Consider the following 18869-nt stretch of genomic DNA (forward strand, 5'->3'; position numbering starts at 1 on the left):
CAACACCCCCACCTACACCCCCACCACCCGCGTAACCGTATAGATCAACAACCCCACCAACGACCCCACCACCGTGCCATTGATCCGAATGAACTGCAGGTCACGACCAATGTTCGCCTCGATCTTGCGGGTCGTGTGCTCCGCGTCCCAGCCCGCCACCGTGTCCGTGATCAGGGAGGTGATCTCCTTGCGGTAGGTGGTGACGACGTAGACCGCCGCGCCCTCCAGCCAGCCGTCGACCTTCGCCTGGAGCTTCGGTTCGACCGCCATCCGCGCGCCCAGTGACATGAGCGAGGCCCGCACCCGCAGCCGTAGCTCACTGCGCTCGTCCTCGGCGGCCGAGACGATCATCGAGCGTACGGACGTCCACGCGCTGGCGATCAGGTCCTGGACCTCGCCGCGGCCGAGGACCTCGCCCTTGAGGCGCTCCACGCGCGCGCGGGTCTCCGTGTCGGACTGGAGGTCGGCGGCGAAGTCGCCGAGGAAGCGGTCCAGGGCGCCGCGGGCCGGGTGCGAGGGCATGTCGCGCATCTCGGTGACGAAGCGGAGCAGTTCCTTGTAGACGCGCTCGCCGATCCGCTTGTCGACGAATCTCGGGGTCCAGCCGGGCGCGCCGCCCTCGACCGCGTCCATGACCTGCTCGTCGTGCAGGACCAGCCAGTCGTGCGCGCGGGCGACGATCAGGTCGACGACCCGCTTGTGACCGCCGTCGGCGACGATCTTCTCCAGTGTCTTGCCGATGCCGGGGGCGATCTCCTGGGCTCCTGGGCGTCGGCGCGGCGGGTGATCGCCTCGCCGACGATCGCCTGGACGTCGGAGTCCCGCAGCACCGTGAGGGCTCCTCGGAGGGCTGCCGACAGCTCCGCCGTCACCCGGTCGGCGTGGTCCGGGTCCGCCAGCCAGGCGCCGAGGCGGCTGCCGATGCCGACCGCGCGCAGACGCTGTCGTACGACCTCCTCGGAGAGGAAGTTCTCGCCGACGAACTCGCCCAGCGAGACGCCCAGTTGGTCCTTCTTGGTGGGGATGATCGCGGTGTGCGGGATGGGCAGGCCCAGGGGGTGGCGGAAGAGCGCCGTGACCGCGAACCAGTCGGCCACCGCGCCCACCATGCCCGCCTCGGCCGCCGCCGCGACATAGCCCGCCCAGGGGCCCGCGCCCGAACTCGACGCCCACTTCGCGAGCACGTACACGACCGCCACGAAGAGCAGCAGGCCCAGCGCCGTCAGCTTCATCCGGCGGACGCCCCGCTGCTTCTCCTCGTCCGCCGCGCTGAACGTGGTCATCGTGCGCCGGGACGGCTCACCTCCGGCCGCGTCCGCTCCCGTACGTTCCACCCGCTCCACCTGCTCCACCCGTTCGCCGGTACCGTGCATATTGTCCCTTCCTGACCGACTCCTGGAACGGGACAGGAGTTCCCGCTGTCACCCGAAAGTGCAGAATGGCAGGGCCCTGCCACTAAGCCGACCTCTCCACCCACCCGGCCTCGTCGCCCACCCGAGGAGAACCGCACCGCGTGACCAAGCGCCATGGTTATGCCCTGCTGTCCGCGATCATCACCCTGATCGTGGCCCTTTCCGTCTCCATCTACGTCGGGGTCTCCGCCGGCGACGGCAGCCGCGGGACCTCCCCCGCCGGCGGGCGCGCCCCGCACAACTCCGCCGCCCCCGCCTCGGCCGGTACCTGGGTCGGCGCCTGGTCCGCCGCCCCGGTGGCCGGTGAGCGCGGCACCGAGCAGACCGGTCTCGCGGGCCGCTCGGTGCGCAACATCGTCCACACGAGCGCCGGCGGGGCAGGAGCCCGGATCACCCTCTCCAACCTCTACGGCGAGACCCCGCTCACCCTCACGCACGTCTCGATCGCCGTCGCCGCCGACCACAACAGCTCCGCCGCGGCCGAGGGCACCATGCGCCAGCTGACCTTCGGCGGCGCCACGTCCGTCACCATCGCGGCCGGGAAGCAGGTGCTCAGCGACGCCGTACGGCTCCGAATACCGCAGGGCGCCGACGTGCTGGTCACCACGTACGCGCCCAAGGACTCCGGCCCGGCCACCTACCACCCGTACGCCCGCCAGATCTCCTATCTCGCCCCCGGCGACCGCACCGAGGACACGACCGGCACGCCGTACACCGAACGGACCGCGATCTGGCGCTACTTGACCGCGCTGGACGTGCTGAGCGACGAGGCGGACGGCACGGTCGTCGCGTTCGGCGACTCGATCACCGACGGGTCCACCTCGACCGAGAGCGCCAACCGCCGCTGGCCGGACGCCTTTTCGCAGCGGCTGCGCGCCGCCGTGACCGCCGGGCAGGACATGCCCCGCTACAGCGTCGTCAACGCGGGCATCAGCGGCAACCAGATACTGGCGAGTCTCGACGGCCGGCCCGCCGAGAACCAGAGCGGCCTCGACCGCTTCGCCCGCGACGTGCTCGGCCGCCCGAACGTCAAGGTCGTCGTCATCGACCTCGGCGTCAACGACGTCCTGCACGGCGCCCCCGCCGACCGGATCCTGGCCGGCCTGCGCACCCTGGTCCGCCAGGCGCACGCCCGCGGCATCAAGGTCGTCGGCGCCACCCTGATGCCCTTCGGCGGCCACCCCCGCTACTCCACCGGCCGCAACGCCGTACGGGAACAGGTCAACGCGGTGATCAGGAGCGGCAAGGTCTACGACGCCGTCGTCGACTTCGACAAGGCGCTGCGCGACCCGTACGACCCGCGCAGGTTCGCCCCCGAGTACGACTGCGGGGACCATCTCCACCCCAACGACCGGGGCTACCGGAAGATGGCCCGCACGATCGACCTGGCGGACCTCAAGGGCGGGGTCCCGGCCCAGCTGTGACCCGTCCCCAGCTGTGAACCGTCCGCACTGAAAAACGCTCAGTCCCAGTCCCGGTGGCGCCGCTCCCGCCGCTCCCGGTGCCGCTCGCGCCGTTCCTCGTGCCGTTCCTGGCGCTCCTCGTGCCGGCGCCGCAGCGCCTCGCGGTGCTCGTCCATGGCCTCGCGATGGGCGTCGTGCAGACCGGACAGGGCGTCACGGTGCGAGCCGTGGAGTTCCCTCGGCGAGGAGCCGCCCTCCAGTTTCTGCCGGCGTCGCTCCTCCTTGAGCCGCTGCCGCTCGGCCCGCGGAAGCTTGCGTTCCACGCCGACCCCGCCCCAGAAGGCGAAGCCCTTGACGATCACGCGCGGGGCGCCCGGCTCGCCCGGCACGCCCTCCTGGCTGTGGTCGAAGCCGCCCATGATGCCGAGGCCGCGGACGACGACCTCGACGCCCGGCGGCACGATCACCTGCACACCGCCCATGATCGCGACGCAGTTGATCTCGACCTCGCGGTCCGCGAAGGTGGCCTCGCGCAGGTCGATCTCGCCGCCGCCCCAGAACGCGAAGCAGGTGAACCGCTTCGGGACCGTCCAGCGGCCCTTGCGCTGGAACGCGGACATGATGGCCACACCACCGGTCGAGGAGCCCTCGCCGCCGACGATCCGCCCGGCCCAACTCCCGCTGTCCACCGGGTCCTTGACCATGTTCACCGGCGGCGGGGCGACCCCGGGGGCCGGCAGGTCGCGGGTGATGGGGGTCAGTTCGGCGTACGTCCGCGCCTTGTACGTCGCCTCGAGACGCTCCTCGAACTCCTCCATGTCGAGGCGCCCCTCGGCGACGGCGTCGCGCAGGACCTCGGCCACCCGCTCACGGTCTGCGTCGGATGCGCGGAGCTCCGGGACTGCGTCGTCGGTCATACGGAGCAGCCTACGAGGTCACGACACGAAGGGCTACGAGAGGCCGGGAGGCCGCTTTCCTCACTGCCCAGGAGACCGCATTTTCCACTGGCCGGGAGGCCGCTTTCCCCACCGGTCAGGAGCCGCCTTCTCCACCGGTCAGGAGGCCGCCTTCTCCGCCTGCTCCGCGTACATCTTCGCGATCACCGCCTCGATGTCCGGCTCCCGCACGGACAGGTCCACCATCGGATACTCCGCCGCGATCCGCGCGACCAGCGGAGCCGCCGACTCCAACGCCGGGAACGCCAGCCACTGCCGGGGTCCCTCCACCTTCACCACCCGCGCGTCCGGCACCTCGATCGGGGGCAACTCCCGTTCCAGGTCCACCACAAGGGTCCGCTCGCTCTCCCCCGCCTCGTGCAGCCCGGTGAGCGGACCGTCGTACATCAGGCGGCCGTGGTCGATGACCATCACGCGGGAGCAGAGCTGTTCGATGTCCTGGAGGTCGTGGGTGGTGAGGAGGACCGTGGTGCCGCGTTCGGCGTTCAACTCCCGCAGGAACTCCCTGACCTTGGCCTTGGAGATGACGTCGAGGCCGATGGTCGGCTCGTCGAGGTAGAGCACCTCGGGGTCGTGCAGCAGGGCCGCCGCGATATCGCCGCGCATCCGCTGGCCCAGGGAGAGTTGCCGTACGGGGACGTCCAACAGGGGGCCCAGTTCGAGGAGTTCGACACAGCGGTCGAGGTTCTCGGCGTAACGGGCGTCGGGGATGCGGTACATGCGGTGCATCAGCTTGTACGAGTCGATCAGCGGGAGGTCCCACCAGAGGGTGGTCCGCTGGCCGAACACCACGCCGATGCGGTGCGCCAGGCGGGTGCGCTCGCGGGACGGGTCGATGCCGGCCACCCGCAGCCGGCCCCCGGACGGGGTGAGAATCCCCGTCAGCATCTTGATGGTTGTGGACTTCCCGGCGCCGTTCGGACCGATGTAGCCGACCATCTCGCCACGTGCCACGGCGAAGGAGATCGAGTCGACGGCCCGCACCTGCCGTCGCTCCCGTTTCATGAACCCGGTCTTCTTGCGCACGTCGAAGACCTTCTCGACGCGGTCGAGTTGGATGAAGTGCTCGTCGTGATCGAAGTGATTGTCCTGGTCGAAGTGCTTGTCCACCGGTCCTCAACTTCCCGTGCTTCGGTACGACTTGAGCCCCGCGCCCCACGCCAGTCCGGCCAGCGCACAGCAGGCGAGCGCCACCAGCGGCGAGGCGAACTGCGCGCCCGGCGGCAGATCCAGCGGGTACGGCCGCCCCAACACATAGGACGCCGGTACCCAGTTGACGAAGGCGAGCGGCAGCATGAAGGTCACGCCCCGCACGAAGTCCTTGCCGAACACGACCGGCGGATACGACAGCAGCGTGTTGCCGCCGTAGGTGAACGCGTTCTGCACCTCGGCCGCGTCCTGCGCCAGGATCTGGAAGGCGGCGCCCGCCACGAACAGCGCCCCGAAGATCGCCGCCCCGCAGACCAGCATCACCGGCACCAACAGGAGCTTCCCGACAGTCCAGTCGACGTCTACGTGCAGCAGCGCCCACCCGAGCACCAGGCCGCCCTGGGTGATCCGGCCGAGGCGGCGCAGCGCGAAACGGTCCGCGCCGATCTGTGCCAACACCGGTGCCGGGCGCACGAGGAGCGTGTCGAAGGAGCCGTCGCGGATGCGGGCGCCGAGCACGTCCATCGAGCCGAGCACGAGGTCGGAGATCCCGAACGCGGTCGCCGACAGGCCGTACAGGAAGGCGACTTCGGGCAGCGACCAGCCGCCCAGCGAGTCGACCCGCGAGAACATCAGCAGGATCGTGGCGAAGTCCAGGCCGGTCACCAGCAGGTTGCCGAACACCGTGATGACGAAGGAGGTGCGGTAGGCCATGCTCGACCGGATCCACATCGCGGCGATCATGCGGTAGGCACGCAACCCCTCGCGCCAGCGCGGCAGTTCACCGAAGTCCACGTGCCGCTGGGTCACCGCCTCACTCCTTCGGGTCGTCTCAGCCACCCTGGACCACCACCCTCCGCGTGGCCGCCGACTGAAGGAGCCGCCCTGCCCCCAGCAGCGCCACCGCCCAGGTCGCCTGGAAGGCGTACGCGGACAGCAGGCCGGTCTTTCCCATCAGGACATCCGCCGGCACCTGGAGCTGTGCCGCCCACGGCAGCGCGCGGACGACCTCGCCGAGCGCGCCCGGGAAGGCGTTGAGCGGGAACACCATGCCCGAGCAGAAGATGCCCAGGATCATCGTGGCCTGGTTGACGCCCGTGCCGTCCAGCAGCCAGAACGTGCTCAGCGCGGCCAGATAGCGGATGCCGAAACTCACCAGCATCGCCAGCAGCAGCGCCACCAGAAGGGCCGCCCAGGAGCCGACGTCGGTGGGCAGCGCCATCGGGAAGAACAGCCCGCCGAAGACGAACGGGATCACGCCCCGCCCGAGCAGCTGGAACAGGGACCGCCCGAAGTCCGTTGCCAGGGACCACAGTTGGAGATCGGCCGGGCGGTACAGGTCGACGGCGATGTCGCCGGTGCGGATGCGCTCCATCAGGTCCTTCTCGAACCCGCCACCCTGGATCGCCAGCGTCGCGTACAGGCACTGCCCCAGCCACACATAGGTCACCGCCTGCGCCTGGTCGTACCCCCCGAGATGCGGGCGCTCGTCCCACAGCGCCAGATACGTGTAGACGAGGACCACGCCGAACACGGTGTTGGTGAACACCCCGGCGAGCGTCGCCGCCCGGTACGTCGCGTACCGCCTGAAACCCCCCGCCGCGACGGCCGCGTACAACCGACCGGCACCCAACAGAAATCACCCTCCCCCATGTCTTGACACCGAAGCGCAGGAGCCTAGTCCGCAGGTGGTGACGCACGCCACGCATTTTCCGGGCAAGTGCGTGCCGATGGGCGGGAACGGAACGCATGGTGCGAGAGTCTTCGTCTGGGGGCGCAGAAGCGCACAAGGCCGTACAGGAACGTACCGGACCGCATGGGACCATGCGGGGCCGTACGGGACGTACGACGCGAAACAGGAGTCCGTGCACGAGATGAGCGACCAGCCGCAGCCGCAGCAGCCCGCACAGGGCTGGGCACCGAGAGAGCCGGAAGCGGCCGCCGCACCCGAGGCGCCCGGGACGCCGGAGGCGCCCGGGGGCGGGAAGCCCAAGAAGCCGAAGCGGCCCAAGCGCACCGGGTGGCGCCGGGCCATCCCGACCTGGCGGATGACGCTCGCCGGGGTCGTCACGCTCGTGGCGCTGCTGATCGGCGCGTTCTACCTCGGCTACTCGATGGTCAAGATCCCGCCGGCCAACGCGCTCGCCACCAAGCAGTCGAACGTGTACCTCTACGCGGACGGCTCCCAGCTCGCCCGCGACGGCGAGGTCAACCGCGAGAGCGTCGGCCTCGCCCAGGTCTCTTCCGACGCCCAGCACGCCGTACTGGCCGCCGAGGACCGGGACTTCTACTCCGAGTCCGCCGTCGACCCCAAGGCGATGGTCCGCGCCGCGTGGAACACCGCCACCGGCAAGGGCACCCAGTCCGGCTCGACGATCACCCAGCAGTACGTCAAGAACTACTACCTGGGCCAGGAACAGACCGTCACCCGCAAGGTGAAGGAGTTCTTCATCTCGATCAAGCTGGACCGCACGGAGTCCAAGTCCGAGATCCTGGAGGGCTACCTCAACACCAGCTACTTCGGCCGCAACGCCTACGGAATCCAGGCCGCCGCCCAGGCCTACTACGGCAAGGACGCCACCGAACTCGACGCGGGCCGCGGCGCCTACCTCGCCGCACTGCTGAACGCGCCGAGCGAGTACGACGTCGTGGCGCATCCGGAGAACAAGGCCGCGGCGGTGGCCCGTTGGAACTACGTCCTCGACGGCATGGTCAAGAAGGGCTGGCTCACCGAGTCCGCGCGCACCGGCATGAAGTTCCCGATGCCGAAGGAGGCCACGGCCTCAACGAGCATGTCCGGGCAGCGCGGTTACATCGTCGGCGCGATCAAGGACTACCTCACCACCAACAAGATCATCGACGCGGACACCCTGGAGGCCGGCGGCTACCGCATCACCACCACCCTCCAGAAGAGCAAGCAGGACGCCTTCGTGAAGGCGGTCAACGACAAGGTGATGTCCAAGCTCGACAAGAAGAGCCGCAAGGTCGACAACTACGTGCGCGCGGGCGGCGCTTCGGTCGATCCCAAGACCGGCAGGATCGTCGCGATCTACGGCGGCATCGACTACGTCAAGCAGTACACGAACGGCGCGACCCGCGGCGACTTCCAAGTGGGCTCCACCTTCAAGCCGTTCGTCCTCACCTCCGCGATCCAGAACGGCTCGCAGACCCAGGACGGCCAGACCATCACGCCCAACACCTACTACGACGGCACCAACAAGCGCCCCGTGGAAGGCTGGAGCGGCGGCTCGTACGCCCCGGAGAACGAGGACGGCGTCTCCTACGGCGACATCACCCTCCGTACGGCGACGGACAAGTCCGTCAACTCGGTGTACGCGCAGCTGGCCGTCGACGTCGGCCCCGACAAGGTGAAGCAGACGGCGATCGCCCTCGGCATCCCGTCCGACACCCCCGACCTGACCGCCACCCCGTCCATCGCGCTCGGCCCGTCCACCGCGAGCGTCCTCGACATGGCGGAGGCGTACGCCACCCTCGCCAACCACGGTCAGCGGCACACGTACACGATGATCTCGAAGATCACCAAGGACGGCACGGACGAGATCAAGCTGCCGGACCAGAAGACCACCCGCGCGGTGAGCCGCGAGGCCGCCGACACCACGACCTCGGTCCTCCAGAGCGTCGTCGACAACGGCACGGCCACCGCGGCCCAGGCCGCCGACCGCCCGGCGGCCGGCAAGACCGGCACGGCGGAGGAGGACACGGCGGCCTGGTTCGCGGGCTACACCCCCGACCTGGCGACGGTCGTCTCCGTCATGGGCCAGGACCCGACCACCGCCGCCCACAAGTCGCTCTACGGCGCGATGGGCCTCGCCCGGATCAACGGCGGCGGGGCGCCCGCCGAGATCTGGGCCCAGTACACCAAGTCCGCCCTCAAGGGCACCGAGGCGAGCGACTTCGACCTGGAGCTCCAGGACGGCGCCGAGACCGTGGCGCCCCCGAGCCTCCAGCCCTCCCAGCCGGCCACGACCGGCGACCAGGACAACGGCGGCACCACCACCACGGGTGGCCAGGGCGACCAGGGCCAGACGCAGGGCGGCACGACCGACGGGGGGACGACCACCACCGACGGCGGCACCACCACGACCGGCGGCACGACGGGCACCACGACCACGGGCGGCACGACGACGGACGGCGGCACGACCACCACCGACGGCGGCACCACGGGCACGACCACGGACGGCGGGACCACGACGACGGGCGGCACCACGGGCACCACGACGGACGGCACCACCGGCGGCACGACGACCGGGGGGACGACGGCGGGCCCGCAGAGCACGGCGCGGAAGAAGGAGTAGGCCCAGTAGCCCCTTTGGGCGGCTTGGCGGCTTGGCGGCTTGGCGGCCGTCAGTCCCCCAGATGAACACAGCATCCCGATCGACCAGCCGACTTCGAGCAGACCGGCGACGACGAGCAGGACCCAGGCCATGAAAGGGGACGGCAAAAGGGGCTGGTGACCATGGTCACCAGCCCCTTCAGGTCTTGGGTTACAGATACAGCCCGGTCGAGTCCTCGGACCCCTCGAAGCGGTCGGCGGCGACGGCGTGCAGATCCCGCTCACGCATCAGGACGTAGGCGACCCCGCGCACCTCGACCTCGGCACGGTCCTCCGGGTCGTACAGGACCCGGTCGCCGGGCTCCACGGTCCGTACGTTCTGCCCCACCGCGACGACATCGGCCCAGGCCAGCCGCCGCCCCACCGCGGCCGTCGCGGGAATCAGGATCCCGCCGCCCGAACGCCGCTCGCCCTCGCTCTTGTCCTGCCGCACGAGCACACGGTCGTGCAGCATCCGGATGGGCAGCTTGTCGTGCTGGGTGCTCTGCTCGTCTCTCTTGGCGCTCACGCCCACGAACCTACCTGTCCAGGGCCGGTCCGTACGCCGCTGGGGCCGCGATATCGGCCCCGACGACCGCTGCCGGCCTGTGCGGTCCCCGTCAGCCCCTACGGCCCCTGCGGCGCCGGGATCCGAGGACGAACAGGCCCACGACGCCGACGGCGACGAGCGCGACGGGGATGATCCGCTCGACCCTCGGCGCGCCCTCCTCGTCCACGAACCGGCCCTTGACGTCACTCACGACCCGGTTGACGCCGACGTACGCCCTGCCGAGGGTGTGATCGATGTCGGACGCGATCCTGGCCTTCGCGTCGCCCACGATGGTCTTCGGGTGTACGCGCACCCCGATCTCGTCGAGGGTGTCGGCCAGGACATCGCGGCGACGCTTGATGTCCGCCTCGATCTCCGCCGGGGTTCTGGTGTCCGGCGTGTTCGACGTGTCCGCCACCGTACGGCCTCCGAAGTCTGCTGGTACTGGTGCCGGACAGTCTGTCAGCTCTCGCGCGGAGTGCACTGTCAGCACCCCCGGTTACGCTAGCGCGATGAGTGAACGACTCCAGCCCGGGGACGTTGCCCCCGCCTTCACGCTTCCCGACGCCGACGGCACCGAGGTGTCCCTCGCCGACCACAAGGGCCGCAAGGTCATCGTCTATTTCTACCCGGCGGCCCTGACCCCCGGCTGCACCAAGCAGGCCTGCGACTTCACGGACAACCTGGAGCTGCTGACCGGCGCGGGGTACGACGTCATCGGCATCTCCCCCGACCAGCCGGAGAAGCTCGCCAAGTTCCGCGACAAGGAGAACCTGAAGGTCACCCTCCTCGCGGACCCCGACAAGCAGGTCCTCGACGCGTACGCGGCCTTCGGCGAGAAGAAGAACTACGGCAAGACCTACATGGGCGTGATCCGCTCCACGATCATCGTCGACGAGTCCGGCAAGGTCGAACACGCGCTGTACAACGTGCGGGCGACGGGGCATGTGGCGAAGATCATCAAGGACCTGGGTATCTAGGCCCCCAGTACTTTTCGACAGCTGAACGAGATCCACACATCGGGAGGCAGGTCGGGCCGTCCGGGCACCGACCTGCGCTCCTGGCCATGCCTGGTCAGTCGCTCAACTGCCCGTCCCTGACTGCCGAAACGAAGGAAGTCCACCCGCCGGCAGGGAACACGAGCAGCGGCCCGTGAGGAACCTTGCTGTCCCGTACCGGGACCACAGTGGCGAAGTCGTCGGAGACCTCGACGCAAGCGCCACCGTCCGAGTTGCTGTATGAGCTCTTGCGCCAGTTCACGACACTCAAGTCGATGGATCGCACGGCATTTCCTCCAACATGCGCAGGACGAACTTCCGCGACTCGGCCGGGGACAACGCCAGGTCACGAACCACATCGTAAGCACCTTGCAGTTTCTCGACCGCCGCGCTGTCCTCGATCAGGTCGCCGCGGTACGCGTTCTCCGTGTATGCCACCGTACGTCCCTGTGCCAGGCGCAGGAACCACACGTCAGTGCTATCAAGCCCGTAAGGACCCGCGCTGAACGGCAACACATGGACGACGATGTTCGGGCGTTCCGACATCTCAGTCAGGTGCTCCAACTGCCCACGCCACTCAGGGGTGTTCAGCAACGCCGTGCGCAGGACCGCCTCAGAAAGAACGGTCCGGAACCGGGGCGCATCCACCCCCTCCAACAACTCCCGCCGCCCCATTCGCGCCTCGACCTGCTGCTCAAGCTCCTTCCCCTCAAGCCCGCCCGCCATCAGCGTCTCCCGCGCGTACCCCGGCGTCTGCAACAACCCCGGCAGCACACTCACCGCGAAGTGCCACAGGCTCACCGCCTCCGCCTCCAGCGCCATGTACCGCCGGTACCGCTCGCGGAACTGCGTATGGTCCCCGGCGGCCAACTCCCACATCGCCAGCAACAGCCCCGGCGTCCCGTAGTGCGTGTCGAGGGCCTGAACGACCTCCGAGCTGCCGAGAGTCTCGCCGTTCTCCATCTTGCCGAACAACGACGCGTCCCAGCCCAGCCGTTCACCAAGCGCGCGCAGACTCAGCCCGCTCGCGGCCCGTAGCCTCCGCAACTCCTCGGCGAACCGCTGACGAGGCTCCTGGCTGCGGCCGGTGATGACGCGTCGTTGCGGCATACCGCTCCCTCCGGGACGTTCACATGAGCGATACGGAACGTGTGGAACCACCTCCCCGTCCACACCCGGTCGCCCGCATCTGGGCGCAACGTCACAACGACCGGACTACACAGCGTAATTCACCCAGCACAGCCAGGTCATGGAATCAGCACAACATCACATGCGATATCCGTGTCCGAACTGCCACGCGGTCACCAGCACCTGGTGCAAAGAAGGTCGACAACGCAGTCGCGGCGGCTTGTAAAGTGGTTCACAGCACTGGCGCCCGTACGCCAAGGGCTGAGCGGCGATCTTTAGGTGGTCGTGTCTGTCGGTTCGAATCCGACCGGGCGCACGAGGAAAGGCCCCTCACCTTCGATTAGTAGGCGAGGGGCTCTTTCGTAGCGTCACCCCAACAACTCCCGCACCACCGGCACCAACCCCCGAAACGCCTTCCCCCGATGGCTGATCGCGTTCTTCTCGTCCGGTGTGAGTTCCGCGCAGGTCCGGGTGTTGCCGCCCGGCTGGAGGATCGGGTCGTAGCCGAAGCCATTCGTGCCGGTCGGTGCGAACCGTAGAACCCCCCGCAACTGGCCCTCGACCACCCGCTCCGTGCCGTCCGGGAGGGCGAGCGCCGCCGCGCAGGCGAAGTGGGCGCCCCGGTGTTCCTCCGCGATGTCGGACAACTGGGCCAGGAGCAGGGCCAGGTTGGCCTGGTCGTCGCCGTGGCGGCCTGCCCAGCGGGCCGAGAAGATGCCCGGTGCGCCGTTGAGGACGTCGACGCACAGGCCCGAGTCGTCGGCGACCGCCGGGAGGCCTGTTGCCTGGGCCAGGGCGTGGGCCTTCAGCAGCGCGTTCTCGGCGAAGGTGATGCCCGTTTCCTTGACGTCGGGGATCTCGGGGTAGGACTCGGCGCCGATCAGGTCGTGGGGCAGGCCCGCGGCGGCGAGGATCGACCTCAGTTCGGTGATTTTCCCGGCGTTGCGGGTGGCGAGGATCAGGCGTGTCATGGCGTTCAGTATTCCAACCCCCGCCGCGCGCCTATGACGTGCAGACCTTCGTCAGTTCGCCCGCCGCGTCCGTCACGGGGCTGATGTCGGGGGTGTCGTCGCCGTTCTTGACCGCCGTACGGACGTTGTCGACGGCCTTCTTCAGGTCGTCCACCGCCTTGTTGACGTCCGCGTTGTCGGTCTTGTCGCCGATCTTGTCGAGGTCCTTCTCGATGGAGTTGAGGGACTGGTCGGTCTGGGTGGGGTCGTTGGCCGCGTTCTCCACCGCCTGTTGGAGTCCGGTGACGCTGTCGGCGATGGTGTCGGCGGTCTGGACGCAGTCGATGGCCTTGTCGACGGCGTCGCAGCCGGTGGCGAGTCCGGCGGTCAGTCCGATCACCGCCACGGTGGCGGCGATGGCGATACGGCGGCTACGACTGCGTCGGCTTGCGGCGGCCATGGTTCGGTTTCCTCCCCCTGGGGGTGGGCCCCGGTGGCCACCCCGTTTTCGTATGCATAGGGACGCGGGGGCGGGCCGCCGGGTTGCCCCCGCGACCCGCTCCTCTTTGTACGCCCTTTACCCGACCGCCCAGCCTCCTACTTCTCCAGCGCGGCCTCAAGTGCCTTTCGCTGTACGGCGGTCAGCTCGTCGCAGCCGAGGACCGCGAGGTCGAGGAGCGCGTTGAGTTCGTCGCGTGCGAAGGGCTCCGCCTCGGCCGTGCCCTGGACCTCGACGAAGCGGCCGTCGCCGGTGCAGACGACGTTCATGTCGGTCTCGGCGCGGACGTCCTCCTCGTAGCAGAGGTCCAGGAGCGGGACTCCGCCGACGATGCCCACCGAGACCGCCGAGACCGTGCCGGTGAGGGGCTGGCGGCCGGCCTTGATCAGCTTCTTGCCCTGGGCCCAGGCCACGGCGTCGGCCAGCGCGACGTACGCGCCGGTGATGGCCGCCGTACGGGTGCCGCCGTCGGCCTGGAGGACGTCGCAGTCGAGGACGATGGTGTTCTCGCCGAGGGCCTTGTAGTCGATGACCGCGCGGAGCGAGCGGCCGATGAGGCGGCTGATCTCGTGGGTGCGGCCGCCGATCTTGCCGCGGACGGACTCGCGGTCGCCGCGGGTGTTGGTGGCGCGGGGCAGCATGGAGTACTCCGCGGTGACCCAGCCCTCGCCGCTGCCCTTGCGCCAGCGGGGGACGCCTTCGGTGACCGAGGCGGTGCAGAAGACCTTCGTGTCGCCGAAGGAGACGAGGACGGAGCCCTCGGCGTGCTTGCTCCAGCCACGTTCGATGGTGACGGGGCGGAGCTGTTCGGGGGTGCGGCCGTCGATTCGAGACATGGCGAAGAGCCTAGTCGTAGCGGCGGACCGGGTGGAGGGACGGGGGAAGGGGCTCCTCCCGGATCGTGCGTCGGGAAGAGCCCCTCAGTGTGTGGTGCGGGGGTCAGCGCCGGGGATGATCCCCGCGCTTCACATCAGGTCTTCGATGTCCGCCGCGATCGGGTCCGCGTCCGTGCCGATGACGACCTGGATCGCGGTGCCCATCTTGACGACGCCGTGGGCGCCGGCGGCCTTCAGTGCGGCTTCGTCGACCAAGGTCGGGTCCTTCACCTCGGTGCGCAGGCGGGTGATGCAGCCCTCGACCTCTTCGATGTTGTCGATGCCGCCCAGCCCGGCAACGATCTTCTCAGCCTTGGTGGCCATGTTGTTCTCTCCCTGATCCGAACCGCTTTGTCGCAGTAACCCACAGTTGGCCCAGCTTCGCGAGCGGTCATGTCGTGCGTGCCGAATGATGGTGAGCGATCACTCGCCAACTGGTCTACACCACATTACCGAGGGGCGTCCATGAGTGCCGACAGTGCCGCCGCCCGTCCCGGGCGGACTCTCTGGGGCAGCCTGTTCCAGGGCCTGCAGAAGATGGGCCGCAGTCTCCAACTCCCCATCGCCGTACTGCCGGCCGCCGGCATCCTCAACCGGCTCGGGCAGCCGGACGTGTTCGGGGACGACGGGCTCGGCTGGACCAATGTCTCGAAGGTGATGGCGGGCGCGGGCGGCGCGCTGCTGGACGGGCAGCTCGGGTTGCCGCTGCTGTTCTGTGTGGGCGTCGCGATCGGCATGGCGAAGAAGTCGGACGGGTCGACGGCGCTGGCCGGGGTCGTCGGTTTCCTCGTCTACTACAACGTGTTGCGCCAGTTCCCCAAGGACTGCACGGGCGGCACGGACGTGATCCCCGGGATCGGGTGCCAGGCCGCCGACCACTCGGTCACGGCGCTCGCGTACCAGAATCCCGGGGTGTTCGGCGGGATCGTGCTGGGGCTGCTGACCGCGTTCTTCTGGGCGCGCTACCACCGTACGAAGCTGGTGGACTGGCTGGGCTTCTTCAACGGGCGGCGGCTGGTGCCGATCATCATGTCGTTCGTGGCGATCGCGGTGGCGGCGGTGGCGCTCTGGGTCTGGCCGCCGATCGGCAGCGGGCTCGAGCACTTCAGCGACTGGCTGAGCGACCGGGGCGCGCTGGGTGCCGGGGTGTTCGGTCTCGCCAACCGGGCGCTGCTCGTCGTAGGGCTGCACCAGTTCCTCAACGTGCCCATCTGGTTTCAGTTCGGCAGCTACACCAAGCCGGACGGGACGGTGGTGCACGGTGACATCAACATGTTCCTGGCGGGCGACCCGAACGCGGGGCAGTTCACCTCGGGCTTCTTCCCGATCATGATGTTCGCGCTGCCGGCCGCGGCGCTCGCGATCGCACACTGCGCGAAGCCGAACCGCCGCAAGGAGGTGGGCGGGCTGATGCTGTCGGTCGCGCTGACCTCGTTCGTGACCGGCATCACCGAGCCCATCGAGTACTCGTTCCTGTTCATCGCACCCCTCCTCTACGCCGTCCACGCGGTGTTGACCGGGGTGTCGATGGCGGTGACCTGGGGGCTCGGGGTGCATGACGGGTTCAGCTTCTCGGCGGGCCTGATCGACTACGCGATCAACTGGAACCTGGCGACGAAACCGTGGGCGATCATTCCGATCGGGCTGTGTTTCGCGGTGGTGTACTACGTCGTCTTCCGGTTCGCGATCACGAAGTTCGATCTGAAGACTCCGGGGCGAGAGCCGGAGGACGAGCACGAGGACGTCACAAAAGCCTGACGGCGTGCGCGAGTTGGGCCCCCGGACCAGCGGTCCGGGGGCCCTTTGCCGTGCTCACCTTCGTGTACGTCGCGTAGCGATTCGGTCGCAGGATTCGCGGGTTCCTTTATGCGGACTTCATCTGCTACAACAGGTCTACACCACTGAGTGGTGTAGACCACCACCCGATGGAGGAAGTCCATGAGCACTGCCACCGCGCCAACGGCGGCACCCACAAAGAAGTGGGGATCCGGCCTGTTCCAGGGCCTGCAGAAGATCGGCCGGAGCCTACAGCTCCCGATCGCTGTGCTTCCGGCGGCGGGCATCCTGCTCCGGTTCGGCCAGGCCGACATCCACGACAAGCTGAACCTGCCGGACAAGGTGACGGCGGTCTTCGCCACCGCCGGTGGCGCGATCTTCGACAACCTGCCGCTGCTGTTCTGTATAGGTGTCGCGATCGGCTTCGCGAAGAAGTCCGACGGTTCTACGGCGCTGGCGGCGCTGGTCGGCTTCCTCGTCTACAGCAATGTGCTCAAGGCCTTCCCCGTCACCGACGCGCAGATCCTCAAGGGCGCCGACGTACCCGCGACGTACAACAACCCCGGTGTCCTCGGCGGCATCATCATGGGTCTGCTCTCCGCGGTGCTGTGGCAGAAGTTCCACCGGACCAAGCTGGTCGACTGGCTCGGCTTCTTCAACGGCCGCCGTCTCGTGCCGATCATCATGGCGTTCGTCGGCACGCTCATGGGTGTCTTCTTCGGCCTGGTCTGGAAGCCGATCGGTGAGGGCATCTCGAACTTCGGTGAGTGGATCACCGGTCTCGGCGCATTCGGTGCCGGTCTGTTCGGTCTGATCAACCGCGGGCTGATCCCGGTCGGCATGCACCAGTTCGTCAACTCCGTGGCCTGGTTCCAGATCGGCGACTACAAGGACTCCTCCGGCGCCGTCGTGCACGGTGACCTGACCCGCTTCTTCGCCGGTGACCCGACCGCCGGACAGTTCATGTCGGGCTTCTTCCCGATCATGATGTTCGGCCTGCCGGCCGCCGCGCTCGCCATCGCGCACACCGCCCGTCCCGAGCGCCGCAAGGCCGTGACCGGCATGATGATCTCGCTCGCGCTGACGTCCTTCGTGACCGGTGTGACCGAGCCGATCGAGTTCTCGTTCATGTTCATCGCCCCGGTGCTGTACGCGATCCACGCGGTGCTGACCGCCCTGTCCATGGCGATCACCTGGGCACTCGGTGTCCACGCGGGCTTCACCTTCTCGGCCGGGTTCATCGACTACGCGCTCAACTGGAACCTCGCCACCAAGCCCTGGCTGATCATCCCGATCGGTCTGGTCTTCGGCGCGGTCTACTACTTCGTCTTCCGCTTCGCGATCACCAAGTGGAACCTCCCCACCCCGGGCCGCGAGCCCGAGGAGGAGCTCGAGGACCTCACGAAGGCGTGAGCCTCCCGACGGCGTGACGAAGGCCCCGGCACCGAGATGGTGCCGGGGCCCTTCACGTATGCGCGGTCAGATGTCGTACGACGCTCTCGGCGCCGCCAGTTCCACCGGGCCGGCGTAGACCTCGCGCGCGTCGGCGAGGTTGGTCTGGGGGTCGGTCCACGGCGGGATGTGGGTCAGCACCAGGCGCCTGACCCCCGCCCTGGTCGCCGTCTCGCCCGCCTCGCGGCCGTTGAGGTGGAGGTCGGGGATGTTCTCCTTGCCGTGGGTGAACGCGGCCTCGCACAGGAACAGGTCGGTGTCGCGGGCGAGTTCGTCGAGGGACTCGCTGACGCCCGTGTCGCCGGAGTAGGTCAGCGACCGGCCGCCGTGCTCGACGCGGATGCCGTACGCCTCGACGGGGTGGCGGACCCGCTCGGTGTGCACGGTGAAGGGGCCGACGTCGAACGTGGACGGCTTCACCGTGTGGAAGTCGAAGACCTCGCTCATGGAGGAGGCGGTGGGGGTGTCGGCGTAGGCCGTGGTCAGGCGGTGCTCGGTGCCCTCGGGGCCGTAGACCGGGATGGGGTCGCAGCGGCCGCCGTCGTGGCGGTAGTAGCGCGCGACGAAGTACGCGCACATGTCGATGCAGTGGTCGGCGTGCAGATGGCTGAGGAAGATCGCGTCGAGGTCGTAGAGACCGCAGTGGCGCTGCAGCTCGCCAAGGGCGCCGTTGCCCATGTCGAGGAGCAGCCGGAAGCCGTCGGCCTCTACGAGGTAGCTCGAGCAGGCCGATTCCGCGGACGGGAACGACCCCGAGCAGCCGACGACGGTGAGCTTCATAAAGCAGAAACCTCCGCTGGCGGGTAACTTCTGGAGTTGGGTGACGGGGGTCGTGCGGTCCGTCGAGCGTAAGGCGCAAAAGGGCCGGTCGCTCCTCCGCCAAGGGCTGTTGTGGGGGAACTCACCTGTGGTGTCACCGGTTCGGCTGGAACCGGGGCGCGTGGGGTTTACCAGAGGGCGCGCGGCTTGGAATGCGCGCCGGTACCGTCGTCCGCATGAACACGACGTGGTGGCTCGCGCTGGCGGCGGTGGTGTTGCTGGCGCTGGTCGCCACGCTCGTCGACGGGTGGGGGCGGGGGCGGCGGCCCGCGCGGAAAGTGCGCGGGGACCGGCCGCGGCCCGCCGAGATCTGGTGGGCGAGCGTCCCCTACGAGGATCAGCCGGGGGCCGCGAAGGACCGGCCGTGTCTGGTGCTCTCCGTGCGCGGGCGGACGGCGACGGTCGCGAAGATCACCAGCAAGTACCACGACGAGCGGGGCGGGGTGATCGCGCTGCCCCCGGGGTCGGTGGGGGACGCGCAGGGGCGGGCGAGCTATCTGGAGACCGACGAGCTGCGGTCCGTGCCGGTGGCCGATTTCCGGCGGCGGGTGGGGGTCGCGGACCCGGCA

At 68.9% G+C, this 18869-nt stretch carries 19 protein-coding genes, 1 tRNA gene and 1 pseudogene; 7 read left to right on the plus strand and 14 right to left on the minus strand.

The features are described from left to right. Positions 1-12: 12 nt before the first annotated feature. Positions 13-1373, minus strand: a pseudogene (locus JHN63_RS31210) (DUF445 domain-containing protein). A gap of 140 nt (positions 1374-1513) precedes the next feature. Here JHN63_RS31210 and JHN63_RS31215 point away from each other — a divergent pair. Then, positions 1514-2836 carry an SGNH/GDSL hydrolase family protein gene (locus JHN63_RS31215; protein WP_200686934.1) on the plus strand — a complete coding sequence of 441 codons (1323 nt, stop codon included), beginning with the start codon at positions 1514-1516 and terminating at the stop codon, positions 2834-2836. A 38-nt stretch (positions 2837-2874) separates the two neighbouring features. On the opposite strand, the gene JHN63_RS31220 is transcribed toward JHN63_RS31215, so the two are convergent. The 4 genes from JHN63_RS31220 to JHN63_RS31235 form a co-directional block, all read right to left on the minus strand. Beyond that, positions 2875-3732: a DUF1707 domain-containing protein gene (locus JHN63_RS31220; protein WP_200686936.1), complete on the minus strand. Its 858-nt coding sequence runs from the start codon at positions 3730-3732 to the stop codon at positions 2875-2877. A 138-nt stretch (positions 3733-3870) separates the two neighbouring features. Then, positions 3871-4881, minus strand: a complete 1011-nt coding sequence (locus JHN63_RS31225; RefSeq protein ID WP_200686938.1) for an ATP-binding cassette domain-containing protein — start codon at positions 4879-4881, stop codon at positions 3871-3873. 6 nt (positions 4882-4887) lie between these two features. Continuing rightward, positions 4888-5664 carry an ABC transporter permease gene (locus JHN63_RS31230; RefSeq protein ID WP_200686966.1) on the minus strand — a complete coding sequence of 259 codons (777 nt, stop codon included), beginning with the start codon at positions 5662-5664 and terminating at the stop codon, positions 4888-4890. An 88-nt stretch (positions 5665-5752) separates the two neighbouring features. Next, positions 5753-6553: an ABC-2 family transporter protein gene (locus tag JHN63_RS31235; RefSeq protein WP_200686940.1), complete on the minus strand. Its 801-nt coding sequence runs from the start codon at positions 6551-6553 to the stop codon at positions 5753-5755. A gap of 241 nt (positions 6554-6794) precedes the next feature. Here JHN63_RS31235 and JHN63_RS31240 point away from each other — a divergent pair, with 241 nt between their 5' ends. Beyond that, positions 6795-9236: a transglycosylase domain-containing protein gene (locus JHN63_RS31240; protein ID WP_200686941.1), complete on the plus strand. Its 2442-nt coding sequence runs from the start codon at positions 6795-6797 to the stop codon at positions 9234-9236. Between the two features lie 189 nt (positions 9237-9425). Here JHN63_RS31240 and JHN63_RS31245 read toward each other — a convergent pair whose 3' ends face one another. Both JHN63_RS31245 and JHN63_RS31250 read right to left on the minus strand, forming a co-directional pair. Next, a complete protein-coding gene (locus JHN63_RS31245; RefSeq protein WP_026150372.1) occupies positions 9426-9782 on the minus strand; it encodes a co-chaperone GroES in 357 nt (118 codons plus the stop codon). Between the two features lie 91 nt (positions 9783-9873). Next, complete coding sequence (locus JHN63_RS31250) at positions 9874-10221, minus strand: DUF3618 domain-containing protein (RefSeq protein ID WP_200686943.1); 348 nt, start codon at positions 10219-10221, stop codon at positions 9874-9876. A gap of 94 nt (positions 10222-10315) precedes the next feature. Here JHN63_RS31250 and bcp point away from each other — a divergent pair, with 94 nt between their 5' ends. Continuing rightward, positions 10316-10783, plus strand: a complete 468-nt coding sequence (gene bcp / locus JHN63_RS31255; protein WP_200686945.1) for a thioredoxin-dependent thiol peroxidase — start codon at positions 10316-10318, stop codon at positions 10781-10783. Positions 10784-10877: 94 nt separating this feature from the next. Here the strand turns inward: bcp and JHN63_RS31260 are convergent, their stop codons facing one another. After that, on the minus strand, positions 10878-11087 hold the full coding sequence (locus tag JHN63_RS31260) for a DUF397 domain-containing protein (RefSeq protein ID WP_200686947.1): 210 nt from the start codon (positions 11085-11087) through the stop codon (positions 10878-10880). Continuing rightward, positions 11069-11911 carry a helix-turn-helix transcriptional regulator gene (locus JHN63_RS31265; RefSeq protein ID WP_200686949.1) on the minus strand — a complete coding sequence of 281 codons (843 nt, stop codon included), beginning with the start codon at positions 11909-11911 and terminating at the stop codon, positions 11069-11071. Before JHN63_RS31265 ends, JHN63_RS31260 begins: the two co-directional genes overlap by 19 nt. A 261-nt stretch (positions 11912-12172) precedes the next feature. Here JHN63_RS31265 and JHN63_RS31270 point away from each other — a divergent pair. After that, positions 12173-12245: transfer RNA gene (locus JHN63_RS31270), tRNA-Leu, on the plus strand. A 52-nt stretch (positions 12246-12297) separates the two neighbouring features. Here the strand turns inward: JHN63_RS31270 and rdgB are convergent. From rdgB to JHN63_RS31290, 4 genes are all read right to left on the minus strand, one after another. Further along, positions 12298-12900: an RdgB/HAM1 family non-canonical purine NTP pyrophosphatase gene (gene rdgB, locus JHN63_RS31275; RefSeq protein ID WP_200686951.1), complete on the minus strand. Its 603-nt coding sequence runs from the start codon at positions 12898-12900 to the stop codon at positions 12298-12300. A 31-nt stretch (positions 12901-12931) separates the two neighbouring features. After that, positions 12932-13339 (minus strand): hypothetical protein, encoded by a 408-nt coding sequence (locus JHN63_RS31280; protein ID WP_200686953.1) that lies wholly within the window; start codon positions 13337-13339, stop codon positions 12932-12934. Between the two features lie 137 nt (positions 13340-13476). Next, positions 13477-14214, minus strand: coding sequence for a ribonuclease PH (gene rph, locus JHN63_RS31285; protein ID WP_200686955.1), 738 nt, complete (start codon positions 14212-14214; stop codon positions 13477-13479). A gap of 129 nt (positions 14215-14343) precedes the next feature. After that, entirely contained in the window at positions 14344-14613 is a 270-nt protein-coding gene (locus tag JHN63_RS31290) for a PTS glucose/sucrose transporter subunit IIB (RefSeq protein ID WP_267953825.1), read from the minus strand. 105 nt (positions 14614-14718) lie between these two features. On the opposite strand from JHN63_RS31290, the gene JHN63_RS31295 reads away from it, so the two are divergent. Together JHN63_RS31295 and JHN63_RS31300 are read left to right on the plus strand one after the other, a co-directional pair. Then, positions 14719-16011 carry a PTS transporter subunit EIIC gene (locus tag JHN63_RS31295; protein WP_200686959.1) on the plus strand — a complete coding sequence of 431 codons (1293 nt, stop codon included), beginning with the start codon at positions 14719-14721 and terminating at the stop codon, positions 16009-16011. A gap of 180 nt (positions 16012-16191) precedes the next feature. Beyond that, positions 16192-17442 carry a PTS transporter subunit EIIC gene (locus JHN63_RS31300; RefSeq protein WP_200686961.1) on the plus strand — a complete coding sequence of 417 codons (1251 nt, stop codon included), beginning with the start codon at positions 16192-16194 and terminating at the stop codon, positions 17440-17442. Between the two features lie 66 nt (positions 17443-17508). Here the strand turns inward: JHN63_RS31300 and JHN63_RS31305 are convergent, their stop codons facing one another. Next, positions 17509-18261 (minus strand): MBL fold metallo-hydrolase, encoded by a 753-nt coding sequence (locus JHN63_RS31305; RefSeq protein WP_200686963.1) that lies wholly within the window; start codon positions 18259-18261, stop codon positions 17509-17511. Positions 18262-18476: 215 nt separating this feature from the next. On the opposite strand from JHN63_RS31305, the gene JHN63_RS31310 reads away from it, so the two are divergent. Then, on the plus strand, positions 18477-18869 hold a 393-nt coding region (locus JHN63_RS31310; RefSeq protein ID WP_200686964.1), incomplete at its 3' end, for a type II toxin-antitoxin system PemK/MazF family toxin.

Origin of the sequence: Streptomyces sp. MBT65 (assembly GCF_016612545.1) — a bacterium.
In the GTDB taxonomy this organism is placed as follows: Bacteria; Actinomycetota; Actinomycetes; order Streptomycetales; family Streptomycetaceae; genus Streptomyces.